19 protein-coding genes and 1 pseudogene are annotated in these 15,025 nt (G+C 44.1%); 16 read left to right on the top strand and 4 right to left on the bottom strand.

Annotation, left to right across the window (positions count from 1 at the left end):
* The first annotated feature begins 190 nt into the window (after positions 1 to 190).
* The 8 genes from UH38_RS19110 (at position 191) to UH38_RS27395 (ending at position 6,855) form a co-directional block, all read left to right on the top strand.
* Positions 191 to 460: a hypothetical protein gene (locus tag UH38_RS19110; RefSeq protein WP_045056276.1), complete on the top strand. Its 270-nt coding sequence runs from the start codon at positions 191 to 193 to the stop codon at positions 458 to 460.
* Positions 447 to 971, top strand: a complete 525-nt coding sequence (locus UH38_RS19115; protein WP_045056277.1) for a hypothetical protein — start codon at positions 447 to 449, stop codon at positions 969 to 971. Before UH38_RS19110 ends, UH38_RS19115 begins: the two co-directional genes overlap by 14 nt.
* Before the next feature lie 129 nt (positions 972 to 1,100).
* Positions 1,101 to 2,033 (top strand): ATP-binding protein, encoded by a 933-nt coding sequence (locus UH38_RS19120; protein WP_045056278.1) that lies wholly within the window; start codon positions 1,101 to 1,103, stop codon positions 2,031 to 2,033.
* Between the two features lie 119 nt (positions 2,034 to 2,152).
* On the top strand, positions 2,153 to 2,887 hold the full coding sequence (locus UH38_RS25955; RefSeq protein WP_160295997.1) for an HNH endonuclease: 735 nt from the start codon (positions 2,153 to 2,155) through the stop codon (positions 2,885 to 2,887).
* Positions 2,888 to 2,900: 13 nt separating this feature from the next.
* The gene (locus tag UH38_RS19130; RefSeq protein WP_045056279.1) at positions 2,901 to 3,938 is read left to right on the top strand and encodes a metal-dependent hydrolase; all 1,038 of its coding nucleotides are present in this window, start codon (positions 2,901 to 2,903) and stop codon (positions 3,936 to 3,938) included.
* The gene (locus UH38_RS19135) at positions 3,931 to 5,040 is read left to right on the top strand and encodes an ATP-binding protein (protein ID WP_045056280.1); all 1,110 of its coding nucleotides are present in this window, start codon (positions 3,931 to 3,933) and stop codon (positions 5,038 to 5,040) included. Before UH38_RS19130 ends, UH38_RS19135 begins: the two co-directional genes overlap by 8 nt.
* Before the next feature lie 58 nt (positions 5,041 to 5,098).
* A complete protein-coding gene (locus tag UH38_RS19140; protein ID WP_052672461.1) occupies positions 5,099 to 5,368 on the top strand; it encodes a hypothetical protein in 270 nt (89 codons plus the stop codon).
* On the top strand, positions 5,341 to 6,855 hold the full coding sequence (locus tag UH38_RS27395; protein WP_052672463.1) for a thermonuclease family protein: 1,515 nt from the start codon (positions 5,341 to 5,343) through the stop codon (positions 6,853 to 6,855). The genes UH38_RS19140 and UH38_RS27395 overlap by 28 nt, the downstream gene beginning before the upstream one ends.
* Before the next feature lie 59 nt (positions 6,856 to 6,914).
* Here the strand turns inward: UH38_RS27395 and UH38_RS19155 are convergent, their stop codons facing one another.
* On the bottom strand, positions 6,915 to 7,961 hold the full coding sequence (locus UH38_RS19155) for a PDDEXK nuclease domain-containing protein (RefSeq protein ID WP_045056282.1): 1,047 nt from the start codon (positions 7,959 to 7,961) through the stop codon (positions 6,915 to 6,917).
* A 367-nt stretch (positions 7,962 to 8,328) separates the two neighbouring features.
* On the opposite strand from UH38_RS19155, the gene UH38_RS19160 reads away from it, so the two are divergent.
* The 4 genes from UH38_RS19160 to UH38_RS19175 all read left to right on the top strand — a co-directional run bounded on the left by UH38_RS19160 (position 8,329) and on the right by UH38_RS19175 (position 10,612).
* The gene (locus UH38_RS19160) at positions 8,329 to 8,922 is read left to right on the top strand and encodes a ParA family protein (protein WP_045056283.1); all 594 of its coding nucleotides are present in this window, start codon (positions 8,329 to 8,331) and stop codon (positions 8,920 to 8,922) included.
* Positions 8,919 to 9,209, top strand: coding sequence for a hypothetical protein (locus tag UH38_RS19165; RefSeq protein ID WP_045056284.1), 291 nt, complete (start codon positions 8,919 to 8,921; stop codon positions 9,207 to 9,209). The genes UH38_RS19160 and UH38_RS19165 overlap by 4 nt, the downstream gene beginning before the upstream one ends.
* A 268-nt stretch (positions 9,210 to 9,477) precedes the next feature.
* On the top strand, positions 9,478 to 9,726 hold the full coding sequence (locus UH38_RS19170; RefSeq protein ID WP_045056285.1) for a hypothetical protein: 249 nt from the start codon (positions 9,478 to 9,480) through the stop codon (positions 9,724 to 9,726).
* Positions 9,680 to 10,612 carry a hypothetical protein gene (locus UH38_RS19175; protein WP_045056286.1) on the top strand — a complete coding sequence of 311 codons (933 nt, stop codon included), beginning with the start codon at positions 9,680 to 9,682 and terminating at the stop codon, positions 10,610 to 10,612. The genes UH38_RS19170 and UH38_RS19175 overlap by 47 nt, the downstream gene beginning before the upstream one ends.
* 141 nt (positions 10,613 to 10,753) lie before the next feature.
* Here UH38_RS19175 and UH38_RS19180 read toward each other — a convergent pair whose 3' ends face one another.
* The gene (locus UH38_RS19180; protein ID WP_045056287.1) at positions 10,754 to 11,713 is read right to left on the bottom strand and encodes a tyrosine-type recombinase/integrase; all 960 of its coding nucleotides are present in this window, start codon (positions 11,711 to 11,713) and stop codon (positions 10,754 to 10,756) included.
* Positions 11,714 to 12,030: 317 nt separating this feature from the next.
* Between UH38_RS19180 and UH38_RS19185 the strand changes: the two genes are divergently transcribed.
* From UH38_RS19185 to UH38_RS19200, 4 genes are all read left to right on the top strand, one after another.
* Positions 12,031 to 12,990, top strand: coding sequence for a hypothetical protein (locus UH38_RS19185; protein ID WP_045056288.1), 960 nt, complete (start codon positions 12,031 to 12,033; stop codon positions 12,988 to 12,990).
* A 106-nt stretch (positions 12,991 to 13,096) separates the two neighbouring features.
* Entirely contained in the window at positions 13,097 to 13,303 is a 207-nt protein-coding gene (locus tag UH38_RS19190; RefSeq protein WP_160295998.1) for a Lar family restriction alleviation protein, read from the top strand.
* Between the two features lie 43 nt (positions 13,304 to 13,346).
* Complete coding sequence (locus tag UH38_RS19195) at positions 13,347 to 13,526, top strand: hypothetical protein (protein WP_045056290.1); 180 nt, start codon at positions 13,347 to 13,349, stop codon at positions 13,524 to 13,526.
* The gene (locus tag UH38_RS19200) at positions 13,523 to 13,726 is read left to right on the top strand and encodes a hypothetical protein (RefSeq protein WP_045056291.1); all 204 of its coding nucleotides are present in this window, start codon (positions 13,523 to 13,525) and stop codon (positions 13,724 to 13,726) included. The genes UH38_RS19195 and UH38_RS19200 overlap by 4 nt, the downstream gene beginning before the upstream one ends.
* 364 nt (positions 13,727 to 14,090) lie before the next feature.
* Here the strand turns inward: UH38_RS19200 and UH38_RS19205 are convergent.
* A pseudogene (locus UH38_RS19205) lies at positions 14,091 to 14,552 on the bottom strand (diadenylate cyclase); the annotation flags it as partial.
* 58 nt (positions 14,553 to 14,610) lie between these two features.
* Positions 14,611 to 14,964, bottom strand: a complete 354-nt coding sequence (locus UH38_RS19210; RefSeq protein ID WP_082065439.1) for a PD-(D/E)XK nuclease family protein — start codon at positions 14,962 to 14,964, stop codon at positions 14,611 to 14,613.
* Positions 14,965 to 15,025 lie beyond the last annotated feature (61 nt).

Consider the following 15,025-nt stretch of genomic DNA (forward strand, 5'->3'; position numbering starts at 1 on the left):
AAACCTTTTTAGCTAGTAGATTGTGTAGAAAACAAAAGTTTTAGAAGTTATTTACTTAAAAATACTTAATCATAATAAATCTTCATCTAAAAAATTGAATAATCAGTAATTTCACCATTATTAACCTGCATTAAAATTAGCCATTCTTGATTGAGTCCATTCGTGATTGATTCACGGAAACACAATTAGCATGAATCATTCATCTATTCATCAAAGGGAAGTTCCCCGAAGAATGGCGGTACTGCTTTTATCTGAGGAGCGGGGGCGATCGCCAGAACACCCCCTCGATCCTAGCTTGATTAGCAGGTGGTGCGCCGATCTTGGATTTGGTTTGCGGCTGCGGTACTTTAGCGAACAGCAATTTCAGCAGTTGAGAGCGGTTAACAGGCACTATGCCAATGGGGGAAGTCGGCAAGAATTACTTAAAAAAATAAGGAAAATTCAAGATGGTAAAAATTGAAGAATTAATGGAGTATGGCACAAGGCGCAAGGTAGAAGGGATTGCGGCTGAAATGGGCTATCCAAAGGCAGTTGAATATCCTGATGAAGTTTTGGAAGAGGTAAAGAAGCGCTCCACCACTACTAATAAGAAGCGTTCAGTGAGCGCGAAAGCACAAGAATCCGCAGAGCAACAGACCGCCGCTGGTGCAGAGGAAGATTTAAAAAGCATCAAGCAAGCAGCAGAAAATAGAGCAGCGGGACTTTTGGTAGCGTTGGACTCGTTAACGATGTTGCACTGTGCTACTCGACAATTCACCGACCCCAACTTACAAAATGCCGTAGACGAATCTCAATCGCGGCTAAAGCAGATGTTGGCTGGAGTTGCCTTAACATACGATCCTGAAGCTTTTTTAGCTCAAACCCCCCTAGCGCAGATCGCACCTGGGGAGAATGGTTCGATGCGATCGCTTCCTGGCAGCAGCAGTCCGTCCAGCGAGTCTGTCAAGAGCGAAAACGGCAAAAGCAATTAGCGATCGTTTCAATTGCGATCGCTATAGCTGCCATAATTGCCGCCATCAACTTCAGCAATATCAAGCTTCAGATATTAAAAGCTGATTCAAACCCTTCAGCAGATCCAAAGGAGATCGTTACAGACACCGATGCAGATCAAGCGCCACCGCCGCCGATTGGTGAACGGTGAGGAACGCACTTACATCTATGCCGTCTCAGAAGACGGCGAAGAACGGCGAAGTCTTGGCATCGCTGATAGTTCCGTTTCGCTAAAGCTCTATAGAAGCAAAGAAAAACGCAGAGTTGTGGCAGCACTTACTGCAAACTCTAGCTTGCTTGTAGTTGGGGAAGCTGGTTCGGGAAAGTCAGTTTTAGGGGAATCTGTTGCAGAAGAATTAGAGCAGCTTGGTTACACTGTGGCAATCGCTTATCCGATGACGGTTAAGCAAACTTTGCTTTCGATTGCCGAACAAATTGGCGTGGAGAGTGAGTCTTTAGAAGGTAAAGCGTTAACTGTGCAGGGGCTTCAAGAAGCGATCGCAGAATTTCTAGGGGATAATACCGCGTTTCTAATCTTTGATAATGCCCATCGCCTTCAAGTTTCTCTGCGCTGCTGGCTTGAGGAATTGCACTCGCAAGGGCAACCATTGCTGTTGATTGCGACCTTTCCCCCAGCGCGGGACATTTTCTTGAAACTGCCCCGAATTGAATTGCAGCCCTTGGGCGATCGCGCTATTCGGGAAATTATGCAGGAGTCAGCCGCCGAGTTGGGATTAAGTTTGAAGCCAGGACAATTAGCGAATTTACAGCAGCGAGTAGGCGGGAATCCAATGCTAGCAAGGCGGGTGGTAAGGGAAGAATATTTAGGCTTGGAAGATACTGCACCCGATCATACTCAGTGGATCGATGGTACGCCTTTCTTAATCGCTGGACTAATGGTTTTTACAGTAGTCCGGTTAATTGGATTAGGGGTAAATTCTACCAGTCTCTATTTAATAGGTGGGATTCTCACTGTTGCTGTTGGGGTATTTCGGTTGATTGTGTTCAGTCTGCCGCGCAAGTCGGGGAGGTTAGGGCAATGATAAAGACTGAAACGCTTACTTATCAAAAGGTTCAGCCATTTAATGGGATAATAAGTCAAATGCCCCAGCGGTGCGGGAACACCCTGGAGCGTGGTCAACTTATCGTTTCTAAGCTGACAATGGACAATTTAACATTTGACCCAGAGAAAGTTTATCTTGGCTCTCTCTGTAAGTATGGTCATGATTATCAAGACACAGGGAAGAGTTTAAGGTTCAAAAAGACGGGCATTTGTAAGGAGTGCAGCAGACAGCATTGCCTTAATCGGTACAGGAAGAACCCTCAAGAGTACAAAGCAAAGGCAAGAGCATATCAAAAGCAACATCCTGAAAAGCGTAAAGAGTGGTCTACTAAGAGCAACCTTAATCGTCGGGATTACAAACAGCAATGGGCTTTTAGAAACCGCGATCGCCTATTAAAACAGAAGCGAGAATACTACTATGCTAACCGTGATTACTATCTCGAACGGAAGCGTCAGCGTCTTCAAACTCCACAGGGTCGAATGGTTGTGCGTGTCAGTAATTGTAAGCGCAGAGCTATTAAGAAGACTAACCATCACGTCAACTACACAGCAGAGCAAGTAAAGCAACTTTTCCTTGACTTCAACAATTGCTGTGCCTACTGTGGCAGCAAGAAAAACTTAAGTCTCGATCACTTTCTCCCATTATCAAGGGGCGGAGCGGACTGTTTTGGTAATTTAATTCCTGCTTGCGGCTTATGTAACTCGTCTAAATCTGCTGCCGATCCTAAAGAATGGTATGAGCGGCAACCATTCTATTCAAGCCGTCGCTGGAAGAAAATCTTGACTGCTTTAGGAAAGTCAGAGGTTAGTTATAACCAGATACCCTTGTTTTAAGAGGTGATTGCAGATGATGTCCATTACCCATGCAGTAGCCGCCGTTGCCATGACCAGCTTGACACTTGGCACTGCCGACCCAATAATTCTGGGCATCTCTGCGATCTCGTCTCAGTTACCAGACGCAGATACGAGCAAGAGTGTCCCAGGGCGAATACTATTCCCACTTAGTCATTATCTTGAGAAGCGTTATCCTCACCGCAGTATTAGCCATAGCTTCTTAGCATGGGCTGTGATTAGTGCTGTGACAATACCTATTAGCTTTGTAAGCCATCAATATTGGTTGGCAATTAGTTTAGGGTATCTATTTGGGTTTATATCAGACTGCTTTACCAAATCAGGCGTTACTGCTTTTTATCCCTCTAAGGCGCGGCTAGTGATTCCTGGCAATCCTCGGCTGAGGCTATCAACTGGCAGCGGCGCGGAGTATTTTATTTTAATAATCCTTGTAGCGATCGCAATTACTTCAATTAATATCAGCAGTTCTGGCGGTATTCTCAAGGCGTTCAATCAAGTCTTAGCAATGCCTAGTGGCGCGGTGGAAGTAACCAACGAGGAAATCAACAACTACTTAATTGTTGCTCATATCAAAGGCAGAAATGCGCTGACTCAAGAAAGTATTGAAGGCGATTATGAGGTAGTGAAGTCGTTGACCCAGACCGATCTATTAGTGAAAGATAATCAGGGCAGGCTTTACAGAGCAGGCAGTAGTCAGGAGTGCCAAATAGCAACTAACCAAGTCAGGATTTATCGCGGCGCTAGAGTTAGGGCAGTTGCACAGGAAATTCAGCTAGAAAGTGACGATATATCGACGGCGTTTGCTGTATTGCCTTTATCACCCAGGACTTATATCAGCGGCGTAATTACTCTGGAGGATGCGGAGGATTTAGCGATCGCTACCCGCCCAGACCGATTTAATGCGCTGACGTTACAGCCAGGGGCGGGAGTAGCGATCATCCACTTAGAATCTGCCAGCCCACAAGAAATTATCTCAAAGCTTGGCGACTACTTTGCTACTGGAACTCTAATTGTAAGGAGCATTTATGTTTAGCCGTAAAGAAAAGCCGTTGCCACAAGCAGTCCTCAAGCCCGTTGACACAACTACACTCTCAAAGCAGATTGAGAGCGGAGACGGTATTCATTTGGGTAATGGCTGTTACTGGAACCCCGAAGCTTTGCCCAATGGTCATATCGTTGCCATCGGGGCTAGTGGTAGTGGCAAAACTCAGACTCTTAAAGCGATCGCCTATGGACTCAGCCGGACTTACCCAGATATGCAGGTGATTCTGATTGACTTTCACGGCGACCAAAAAGTTCTAGGGGAAACTATCTATCCCCTGCACATGGCTTCACCTTATGGCATCAACCCGCTTCTAGTCAACCTCGATCCAGAGGGCGGTGGACCGAACTTGCAAGCGATCGCTGTAGCCGCCGTACTCAAAAAAGCCTTGCAACTTGGTCCTATTCAAGAAGGGTTGATGCTAGATATTCTGGCAGAGTGCTACAAGCGGCGCAGTGTTTTTCAAGAGGCTCCTGAAACTTGGAGGAACGATCCGCCCAACTTCGACGACGTGCAGCAGGCTATAGAAAGCCGGATTACTTACGGATGTAAGGATAGCCAAAAGCTTAAGCTCAAGTTAGCCGCGACGTTTCAATACGGCATCTTCTCTCGTCCGACTTTTCCGCTAGAACAAAAGCTAATCAGAATAGATTTATGCAAACTTCCCCCAGCATTGGGAGCGATCGCGGCGGAGTCTTTGGCACGGCAGTTGATGGACAGTCACCGCTTAATGGGTGAAATCGAGGGTAAGTTGCCGCGTACTTATCTATTTATAGATGAGGCGAAGGAGATGCCCAAGGTTTCGGGTAGTGCTTGCGATCGCATCATCGCGGATGGGCGCAAATATGGGCTAGCTCTAGCTTTGGCTTCTCAGTCCGAACGCCACCTTAGTTTGGATGTGATTGGTAACTCTGCCAGCAAGATTGTTTTGCCTGTGGATCAAACCGAGGTTAAACGAGTGTCCAACAAGTTTCGCTTTGCTGAGGGCAAAGTCGCTGGGCTTGCTCCACTCAATGCACTGTGTCGATTTGGCGCTCATGCCGAACAAGTTTCAATTTTGCCTTACTACCAGCGAGTTCAAATTCATGAGTAATTTTAGGATAGCTATTAGATCCGCGAGGAGCTTCCTTAAGCGCTGTTCGCCAGCGTATTTGAATGTAGAAATCAATAGAGATTTATTAAAAAACTTTACTGCCCTGTTCTCTCCTGAACCGAAGCTACTACCACCTGTTGCAGATTCTTCGCTGCGGGGAAGACCGCACTGGCGGCGCATTACTCAGGTGTTTCAAATTCTTGACGAAGCTACTAAAGACGGGATGGTATCTTATCCCACCTTAATTAATTGCGTCCGCGAAGCTACAGGCAAAGGTTGTTCAAGGAAGTTGATAAGTAAATGGAAACTAGAGCGTGGATTGCGGTAACGCTATTACTATTAGGTGGCTGTTCTACTGGCGCAGCGAATATTCAGAGCGATCGCATTGCAACTGGGGCGATCGCTCAAGTCCCATTGCCAACACCGACTACTTCGATTTCCCCTAGAACTAACACCTTACCTCGGACGTTGAAGTTAAAACTGACATTAGACACTCCGGCGGATCTAAAGGTGGTGCAAGGGCAGCAAGTTGTCAAAGAGCAGATATTGAGCGATCGCACTTTGGCGCGGGAACGCCTCATGGCTCAACGCCAGGTGTTGCTGCTAAAACTGGAGCAATTAAAAAAGCCGCAATCTTCTCTAAGTGCCAAGTCCCCTAATCCTGAATCAAGCTACGCAGAGGAACGGGCTAAGATTGCCCAGGCGAAGCTTGAAGTAGATCAGGCACAAAAAGCGATTTTCCAGTTTCTTGCAAACTCGCCCTGGACTGAGTATGCCCGCGAACAGGGGTATCAACCTTCGGAAAAAGAGAAGCTAGTGGGGCTTAACAACATCCTCGCGCAGAAAAAAGCGAGTTTGAATTTGGCGATCGCGGGGTTGCAATCAGCTAAGGAGAGGCATCGGGAAGAAGTTAATAAAGAAGTCAGTAAAGAGGCGCAGCAGCAGGAAGATACTTCATTAGAGCAAGCGCAATTACTAGCACAGTTAAATTCAATCGAGAGCGAACTAGAGCGTTTCGGGGTCGTGAAATCCCCTTACACGGGAAGTATTAAGAAAATCAAGTGGGTTGGTCAAACTGATGCTGAACTGGTTGCAGAGTTAACGATCGCTGTCAGTGACAACACTCCCGAAACTCCAGTTGCAGAACCATCCCCTAGAACTACGGGACCATCCCCTAGAACTGCGATTGCCCCAGCGACGGCGAAAGTTGTCCCAACCCCTATAGCGTCATCCCCTAGAACTGAACCTGTAGGAGCGATCGCGCAAGTAGATCAAAACTCTACAAAGTTATCCCCTAGAACTAAACCATCTCCACAAAAAGCGACTATAAAGCCGCAGAACAAAGTAGTTCAGAACTCTACCGCTGCCAGTAATAGTCCTGGGAAGGGCTTTGCGCCTACATGGGAAGTGCTGAACGTACATGATGGCGATACTCTTAAGGTGCGGCAGGGGCAGAAGATAGAGCGGGTTCGTTTTGCTTGCATCGATGCACCAGAGTTGGCGCAGCCATTGGGTAAAGAATCACGCGATTATCTTAAGAGTCTGATAGCTCAAAATGGCGATCTCGTTGCTCTCAAGATTGTGGACACCGACCGCTACGGCAGAAAGGTTGCTGAAGTGTTTGCTGGTAGTAAGTTTTTGCAGGCTGAACAGGTTAAAGGTGGGATGGCGTATGTGTATGACCGCTATTTGAATAACTGCCCAGATGCGGCGGCAGTGAAGCAGGCGCAAAACTCCGCCCAAGCTAGCAGAGTAGGGGTTTGGAGCGGGAACTACACCAAGCCTTGGGATTATAGGAAAACCAAACGGAATTGAGCCGCGATCTATGTTGCTGTAAGAGTAACAGCTTTTCTATTATGATTTTCTTGTACGTTTCATTCTGCATCAGTGGTTTTTATAGAAACCGTCCCTAATACATCTTCTAATTCTTCGATTGTTGGCAAACTGCTCTTTAGTTGTTCTGGCAATGCATTTTGAAGCTGGTAAGCAGAAACGCCAATCGGTTTATTGAGGTCGCGCAAAGCATACTCGGCGATCGCCTGATTTTTGCTTTTACACAATATGATCCCAATGCTGGGCTGGTCGTCTGGGTGACGTAGTAAGTCGTCGGCGGCTGAAAGATAGAAGTTCATTTTGCCCGAAAACTCTGGCTGAAAATCAGACATTTTCAGGTCAACAACCACGTAGCAGCGCAAGCGTAGATGATAGAACAACAAATCGATGTAAAAGTCTTGTCCTCCAACCTCAAGATGGTACTGACTACCGACAAAGGCAAAGCCTACTCCTAGCTCCAGCAAGAAATCGCGGATGTGGTCTATCAAAGACCGTTCTAAGTCTCGCTCTAGTACCTCCTTTCCTAAACTGAGAAAACTAAAGTTATAAGGATCTTTCAACAACTGCTGCGCTAGTTCTGATTGGGGCTTAGGCAGAGTGCGATCAAAGTTAGTAGTTGCTTTTCCCTGGCGGCGGTACAGTCCGCTTTCAATCTGATGAACTAAAACGTTGCGGCTCCAACCGTATTGGATGGTTTGCTGTGCGTACCATGAGCGTTCTGTTGGGTCTTTTATGAGGTCTAAAATGCGGACGTTATGACCCCAAGGAATTTGTGCAACAACCTGTTGCACAAATGATTCCTCATATGCTTCGGCAAATGCCCTCATGTACTTGAGATTACGTGGTGAAAAGCCTTTCATCTCTGGAAACGAGGAGCGCAAGTCCGCAGATAAGCGCTCAATTACCTTGGCTCCCCAGCCTTGCTGTTGTTGTCTTGTCAGGATATCCCGCCCAATCTGCCAGTAAAGCAATACCAACTCGCGGTTAACAGCAAGTACCGCCCGTACTTGAGCGCTGCGGATGCGTTCTTTTAAATCGCGGAGGAAGTCATCGTAACCCTCAGCTATTGAATGCTGGTCATTTGCCATATTTTAGTTGTTCAGCAATTCAAGTATTTAAGTTTTTGCGTATTCAAGTAGTTGTCTTTTCAACATTTTGGCGTTTTAGACTTTTAGCCCTACAAGTAGCTATTTGCTCATAGTATCTGTGGACTGTTTGCAGATCCATTGCAATTTTAACTTTCCGCGTACTCAAAAATTCAAAAAGTTAAAATTCCATACTTTTAAAAACTTGCGTAATTAAAAACTTATCAGTTTAAAGATTCAAGGTTTTGCAAACTCAATTATACTAATCTTGACCCTTTTATATTTTTAGAGATTTGCGTACTCAAAATTTCAAATACCTGATGATTCAAGTTTTTGGCATTGTAAAAACTTAAGAGTTCAGACCACCAATATGATTATTACTGTTGCATCGTTCAAAGGTGGCGTTGGCAAAACTACAACCGCAGTTCACTTAGCCGCCTACTTACAACCCAAAGGCGAAACGCTCCTGATTGATGGCGATCCAAACCGCTCGGCAACGGGTTGGGCGAAACGCGGGAATCTACCGTTCAAAGTAATTGATGAGAGACAGGCTGCTAAACACGCTCCGAAATATCAACACATTGTCATTGACACTCAAGCACGACCAGAGCAGGAAGATTTAGAAGCACTAGCTGAGGGGTGCGATTTGCTAGTATTGCCCACTACTCCCGATGCCCTATCGCTTGATGCCCTGATGCAAACTGTTGATGCCCTTAAGTCATTGGGAACGGAAAAATACCGCATTCTAATTACTCGCATTCCTCCCAAGCCCCGACGGGATGGAGCAGAAGCAAGAGAGATGTTGAGCGATGCTGGATTACCGCTATTTAAAGGGGGTGTCCGCGAAGGAGTAGCTTTTCAAAAAGCCGCGCTTGCTGGTGTCCCAGTCAATGCAGTTTCAGATCCACGCGCACGTATCGCATGGCGCGATTACCAACACATCGGGCAGGAGATAATTAAGTGAGTAAGTTTAAAAGTCTTTTGGATGCAGCAAAGGGCAAAGAGCCAGAGCCGGAAAAACATGAACTAGAAGTAAACCAACCCCAGTTAGTTGCAGAACCGGAGCAGCCCCCCAAACGAGGAAGACCTAAAGGCAAGCGATCGCATCCTGACTACGAGCAGGTAACAGCATACATTCGCAAAGATACCCATCGAGCGGCTAAGATTGCACTGCTATCTGAGAGCGAAGGGCGGGAATTTAGCGAGTTAGTTCAAGAGTTGCTGGAGCAGTGGTTAAAAGCGCGTACTTAAAATTTCAAATACTTAAAAACTTGGGTACTTAAACACCTAATCTTTTGAATTAGCAATAGTTCAGCAATGTATAACCATACACTGATTAACTACTTTTTTACAGCTATCTCGGCTCGATCCCACATAGTACAAATTTGCTACTCTAAGGTAGTACACTTTTACTAAAAAAATAGTTAATACGCTAATCCAAAAAACTTATACAAATATAGCAATACAACCTGTATGAAGATAAGGCGATAAACTAGGGGTAATTCTGAGGAGGCTGATAATGACCAACTCTAATACTCCAAATCCTGAAAATTCAGATAAAGGAACTGACAACCTAGCTAAACACATTGCAAAAATCACTAATGAGGTCTTGAAAGCGATGGATACAGAAGGTTGCCAGCCGGATGCTGAAAAACTAGATGACGAACTAGATAAAGCTGAGAAATTACAAGCTGAACGTAGAGAAATTTTAGAAGATGAGTATGAGCAAAACAAACAAAGACTTATTAAAAGGTGGAAACGGTATTAATCCCAAACATTTCATTTATCTAGATCGCAGTCGATTATTCTCCTATACAGCACAGTTTTCAGACGGACTTCCACAATTACGACATCTACTTGAGAGCGTGAACAAGGAAGATATAAATAGTGGACTTGAGCAATACAACGAAGAAGTTAGAGAAATTTCCAACGAAGTAGAAGGAAGTGTAGGGGCTAAATCAATTGTTGGCTCTGTGACAGGTACAAAAGAGGAAAAGAAGACTCAAAAACGAAGTACAAAAGATGCTGGTGCTACAGCAAAGTACGAAGCTTTACAAGCTCTTTCAGAAGTCAAAGTTGAACATGACAATCTATATTTATTACTAGAAGAAGACTTAATAAACGCTGGTTTGTTAGTAAATTTAAACAAAGAGCTTTCACAAATCAAAAATGCAACTTTGATAAAAGCTAAAGGAGTAGCAAGATTTTTCGACTGGGAAATGCTAGCTAAATTATATGAAAGACCTGAAGATATATGGAATATAGCTGAAGACCAAGTTAAATCTCAGGGTTTTGGAGCTAATAAAAATGAAACCAATGAGTTCAAAAAGAAGCTCAAAAGCTTTTCTCAACTATTAAGAACTTTTTCTGTTGGTAATATAACAATTCATATACAAACCGAGAGTTCAACAATTACAACTTCCCTAAATACAGAATACTTATGTATGACACTAGAACAATTACGGGCAGGCTACATTATGCCTGGAGATGTGGAACTTACCATTGTGGGATTTTCCCCTAAACGACCAAATAGAGGTATTCAATTTCCAGGACTAGCAGGATTGATAAATATGGGCGAAGTATGGGAAGGGCTTGTAGGGCAAGTAGATGTGACTATAGATCCTATAGCTATCTATTCAGAAATAAAAGTTTAAAAATTGGACGTTAGGCATTGAGCCGAGATAGGTGCATATTCGGATGAGTAGCAAGTACAATCCCCCTTTCCCTTTGATGGCAAAACTCTCGATCTAAGGCAAACTATACAACGCCAAACCTATAAGCAACTGACTTACACCTCAAACTAAATCTGCAAGCAAATCTGTAATCTCTGCCTGATGATTTAGCCTGTTATCGTCATAAATCATCAATGTATTCAAGTTAGCGTGGCGCGAGAGTTTTTGTACCCGCCTGACATCACCACCTGTTGCTTCCAGTGCTGCCGTAATGCCAGAGTGCCTAATCCGGTGGGGGCTGATATTCTTGCTAATGCCAGCCGATTTCGCTGCTGCTTGCACAATTTTATAGATTGCAGTCCCCGTAAGCCGATGCCCGTAGCTAGCTCGGTCTAGGGCAATAAATAACGGCTGGTTGATATTTAATTCCTTTCTTGCCAGCAACCATTCTTGCAGTGCTTTGACTGTGGAGACTGACAGCGCAACTGCTTCCTTCTGGCTACCTCTACCTTTTCCTAAAATCCAGAGCTTTCTTCCTTCAAGATCCAAGTCTTTAATGTCAGTCAAGGCAACTTCCTCGCGCCGCAGAACGTTATCCCAAAGCAGGCGCAACAAGGCGTAATCTCTCTTGCCCTTGAGGGTGTTCTGCATACTTGTAGCTAACATTCCTTTAAAAGAAGCTGGAGTAATCCCAGTCGTATCGCGGTATGGTTTTACTTTCTCACTTTTGATATCTGCCAAACTCCACTCTATTATTCCCAGCTTTCGAGCATGATTGACCAGTGCCTTGATTGCTGCCAATCTTCTATTAACCGTAGCTTCCTTTAATCCCCGCTCCACTAGACTAGCTTTGTACCTCAGCACCAAAGCGATCGCTTCAAAGCGAGAAAGCAGCAAAAAACTCTGCACGATCTCCCTGCTGGGCGCAACACCTGCTACATACCTAAAGAAATCTCGCAAATCTTTTTCGTAGGCAAGGCGAGTATTAAGGCTGCGCTTATCGCATAGGAGTTCCTGGACTACATCTATCTCCTTGGCGAGGGGCTGAAAACCTGGCTCGTGTATCGCGGTGGTAGCAAGCATTGGTGGTATGGTTACGATAATGAGTGTTTCCGTAACCTAATTTTATCACTGTTATTCCTGCTTCGCTCTCCTGTAGCGTTGAAAATCCCTAGTTGGAACCGAAGCCAACTTAGAATTGAGGCGGTAGTGCGATCGCCTCCGCCGCAAAGCTGCTTTATCCACTTGCTGTCATGCAATGCCCATTGTTAGGTAGGCAACTGCTTGAGTAATTGCAAAAAAAGTATTGTAGAGTTGTTTCAACCAATAACTCTAGAAAAATTACTCATTCCCTAGAAATTTGTATATAACAGTTATGTTTCGCTCCTGGGAATTGAAAAATGCAGTACGCATCTTCAATTAAATATGGTGGCTTGCTTATAGATGCTTGTGATTGCAACCACACAGCTTACCAGAATTTAGGCTTGGTCTGTCCATCATGCCATGAGTCAGTTTTTCTGACGGCTGGACATGAGCGCTACTACAATGCTTCCAACAAAAAAACTAAGGTAGTCCCCCACTTTTCACACCGCCCTGATAAAGACAAAAAAGAAGTAGAGCGCTGCAAATTACGAATAGCCCAGATTACGACAGCAGACATTATCAAAAGTGAAAATGCTAGCAGAAATCAACGATTGAGGCTATTTAATCGCCATTTATGGAATTTATTGAGGCTCTGTTACAAACTAAATGACTTCGATGAATCCATTAGCTTTCTTAGATCGGGCTTCAATCTAGTAGCCCAAAACGATACTCAAGGACAAGTTATTTCTCAAGCATTCAACGAGCTACTTACAACAATTTTTATTAGTGAAGTTCCGCGCATTCACAAGGAATCTGAATGTCACTTAGAAAAGTTGCTCGAAAAAACTCAAGACGAGCGATTTGTGCCAACAGGAAGCTTGCAATCCTTACTAGCTACATGGCGGCAGACGATTGATAAAAAAATGCACGTTGCAATATATAACGAAGTTGTGGATTGTTTGGTGGCGAAGAAACACCAACCGATTCTGCAAAATTTAATTACCTTGGGTTTATATAATTTTGTTTGCGTGACTGCTATTTGTGAAAGAGATCGGCTAGCAATCAATGAACGAATAACTGCTTACAATAGCCTGCATTCTCAAAATGTTGAGATAAGCGAAGCTGTCATTTATGAGGTGTTTTCTAACTTAGTCGATGTATTTACCAGCCGCAACTCTAAAGCTATGGAAGCGATCGCTGGTTTTATCCGCGATGATGTTTTAGAAGCGATCGCATTCACGCCTTGGGCAGAAGGTTTTGAGAAATTCAGCAGTTGAGCTAAACCTGCAACGGCATTTGTATTTTTTTAAAGATTTTAAACAAAAACGTCTGAATTATTAGATAGTTTGAATGGATCTAATTGGCAGTTTTTGTTGCATACAAATGAGTGAAAAAAGAATAGAAGTTAAAGATTATTTTTTGCCTTGTCCGTTTTGCGGTGACTCAGACTTGGAAATTATTGAATCACTGTTTGAAGATACTGAGTTGGATTACGGACTGACAGTTTATTGTAGTTGTGGCGCACAAGGTCCTGCTGCAAAAACAGAGGATGAAGCACTATTAAAATGGAACAGTCGATTTAAAGGCTAAAAAGTAAGCGCTGCTATAATTATTTTTCAATCCCCTCTTTAAGATGATAACTGAATTACAGTTTGTTGCTCTGACTGATGCTGTGCGATCGCTTGCTCAACTGAGATACTGTTTGTATAACATATATGTAGAAGGAGAATATCTATATCTAGAAGCGAAAAGCTGCGACAACGAGCAGCAAAAATGTATATTTATCTTTGATGGGGAAGGAAACTTACTATGAGTAGTGTTACAGAAATCGAGTTTGAGCAGATTCGAGATTGGGTCAGAGGTGAGAGTGCCAAAGGCAGACCTATGAAAGAGATTGTTGCAGAACTAGCAAGTTCGCGTAATGATGTTACAGTTCTTTCTGTAAAAGATAGCCAAGAAAGTAGACATCAAAAAATTGTTGATGCACTTGAAAAACTATCTCCTAAGAGTTAGTGTTTTTTAACATAGTTGATGTCTTTCCGAAGCTACAACTTCTTTGCTATGGAGGCGATCGCGCCTGTAGCGTTAGAGATTCATAGTGGGATCAAAAGAGGGGATTTGTAAGCTTAGGCTTGAAGCGTATAGTGCGACCGCCTCCTGACACTATATTCAACAACTTCTGCCCTCTCCCATGCCATGCCTTATAAATTGTGATTAGAGCGATTAGCCCATAAATTCACTTTCCACTTCTGGCTTAACATCCTTAATCCGATATTCCTGCTCGATTACCTGCAAAATCTTATCCTCTAGCGGCGTGAGATAAGTAGATTTTCTCATCTGAATTAAATTTGATCTAAGGTTTGGGTAATCGATCTATTAATAACTCGCGCAATATCTTACCAGTCAAAGGTCGATTCAAAATTCCCCTTTCGGCTAATGCAATAGAACCTGTTTCTCCAGATACAGCAATACATAAGCAATTCTCAGTTTGCTCTGTAATTCCCAGAGCGGCTCGGTGACGTGCGCCCAACCGCCGTGAAGCTGTTTTGTGACTATAAGGCAAGATTGCATTAGCGATGACAACACGCTCACCCCGAATCAAAACAGCCCCGTCACCCAAAGAGCTTTTTGGTTGAAAGATGGTTTGTATTAGCTCACAAGAAACTAAAGCATCAAGCTTTACACCAGGAAATGGAAAATTCTGTTCGTCGAGCGGTGCATTCGTTTCTATAACTAACAATGCGCCAAGGCGTGTCTGTGATAGTTCGCGAACGGCATTTACAATCTCAGTAATGATAGTAAGTTGAGGAACTGTTGGCTGAGGCGGATGGAATAGGCGAATTACTGCCGTTCTAATTGGGTTAGCCATAATTTATCGGTAGTCCTAGACAAGTAAGCTAGTTGATGTCTTTGCGAAAGATGCGATGGTCGCAAAGCGTTTGCGGAGCATGGACGCAAACGCTGAACTGATGATAATAGTTAGCTAAAATTTCTTGCCCTTCTTCAGCTTGACTCGGACTCAATTTATTAGAGAACTGTTGCCAACAAGAATTAAACCATGTGTTAGGTGGTATAGGTTCGAGGTAGTCCCAGTCGCGGTAGGCTTTAGCAAGCGTTTGATGTAGGGCTGTACCCAATGCAGCATTACCAAAGAATCCAGGAGTTTTCAAACCCAACTCGTAACGAAAATAGTAGGATTGCGGACAACGATAATAGGTTTGCAGCTTTGTAGCGGAAATTTGGTAAGCCATTAGGGAGAAGATGCGATCGCAGTGCTTGGGGTTAATATTAGCGCGATCGCGTCCTAGAATC

It is taken from the genome of Aliterella atlantica CENA595 (genome assembly GCF_000952155.1).
In the GTDB taxonomy this organism is placed as follows: Bacteria; Cyanobacteriota; Cyanobacteriia; order Cyanobacteriales; family Chroococcidiopsidaceae; genus Aliterella; species Aliterella atlantica.

Bases quoted from the DNA above. Each gene is read 5' to 3' on its own strand.
- UH38_RS19110 (WP_045056276.1), top strand. From the start codon at position 191: ATGAATCATTCATCTATTCATCAAAGGGAAGTTCCCCGAAGAATGGCG.
- UH38_RS19115 (WP_045056277.1), top strand. From the start codon at position 447: ATGGTAAAAATTGAAGAATTAATGGAGTATGGCACAAGGCGCAAGGTA.
- UH38_RS19120 (WP_045056278.1), top strand. From the start codon at position 1,101: ATGCAGATCAAGCGCCACCGCCGCCGATTGGTGAACGGTGAGGAACGC.
- UH38_RS25955 (WP_160295997.1), top strand. From the start codon at position 2,153: ATGGACAATTTAACATTTGACCCAGAGAAAGTTTATCTTGGCTCTCTC.
- UH38_RS19130 (WP_045056279.1), top strand. From the start codon at position 2,901: ATGATGTCCATTACCCATGCAGTAGCCGCCGTTGCCATGACCAGCTTG.
- UH38_RS19135 (WP_045056280.1), top strand. From the start codon at position 3,931: ATGTTTAGCCGTAAAGAAAAGCCGTTGCCACAAGCAGTCCTCAAGCCC.
- UH38_RS27395 (WP_052672463.1), top strand. From the start codon at position 5,341: ATGGAAACTAGAGCGTGGATTGCGGTAACGCTATTACTATTAGGTGGC.
- UH38_RS19155 (WP_045056282.1), bottom strand. From the start codon at position 7,961: ATGGCAAATGACCAGCATTCAATAGCTGAGGGTTACGATGACTTCCTC.
- UH38_RS19160 (WP_045056283.1), top strand. From the start codon at position 8,329: ATGATTATTACTGTTGCATCGTTCAAAGGTGGCGTTGGCAAAACTACA.
- UH38_RS19170 (WP_045056285.1), top strand. From the start codon at position 9,478: ATGACCAACTCTAATACTCCAAATCCTGAAAATTCAGATAAAGGAACT.
- UH38_RS19175 (WP_045056286.1), top strand. From the start codon at position 9,680: ATGAGCAAAACAAACAAAGACTTATTAAAAGGTGGAAACGGTATTAAT.
- UH38_RS19180 (WP_045056287.1), bottom strand. From the start codon at position 11,713: ATGCTTGCTACCACCGCGATACACGAGCCAGGTTTTCAGCCCCTCGCC.
- UH38_RS19185 (WP_045056288.1), top strand. From the start codon at position 12,031: ATGCAGTACGCATCTTCAATTAAATATGGTGGCTTGCTTATAGATGCT.
- UH38_RS19190 (WP_160295998.1), top strand. From the start codon at position 13,097: ATGAGTGAAAAAAGAATAGAAGTTAAAGATTATTTTTTGCCTTGTCCG.
- UH38_RS19195 (WP_045056290.1), top strand. From the start codon at position 13,347: ATGATAACTGAATTACAGTTTGTTGCTCTGACTGATGCTGTGCGATCG.
- UH38_RS19200 (WP_045056291.1), top strand. From the start codon at position 13,523: ATGAGTAGTGTTACAGAAATCGAGTTTGAGCAGATTCGAGATTGGGTC.
- UH38_RS19210 (WP_082065439.1), bottom strand. From the start codon at position 14,964: ATGGCTTACCAAATTTCCGCTACAAAGCTGCAAACCTATTATCGTTGT.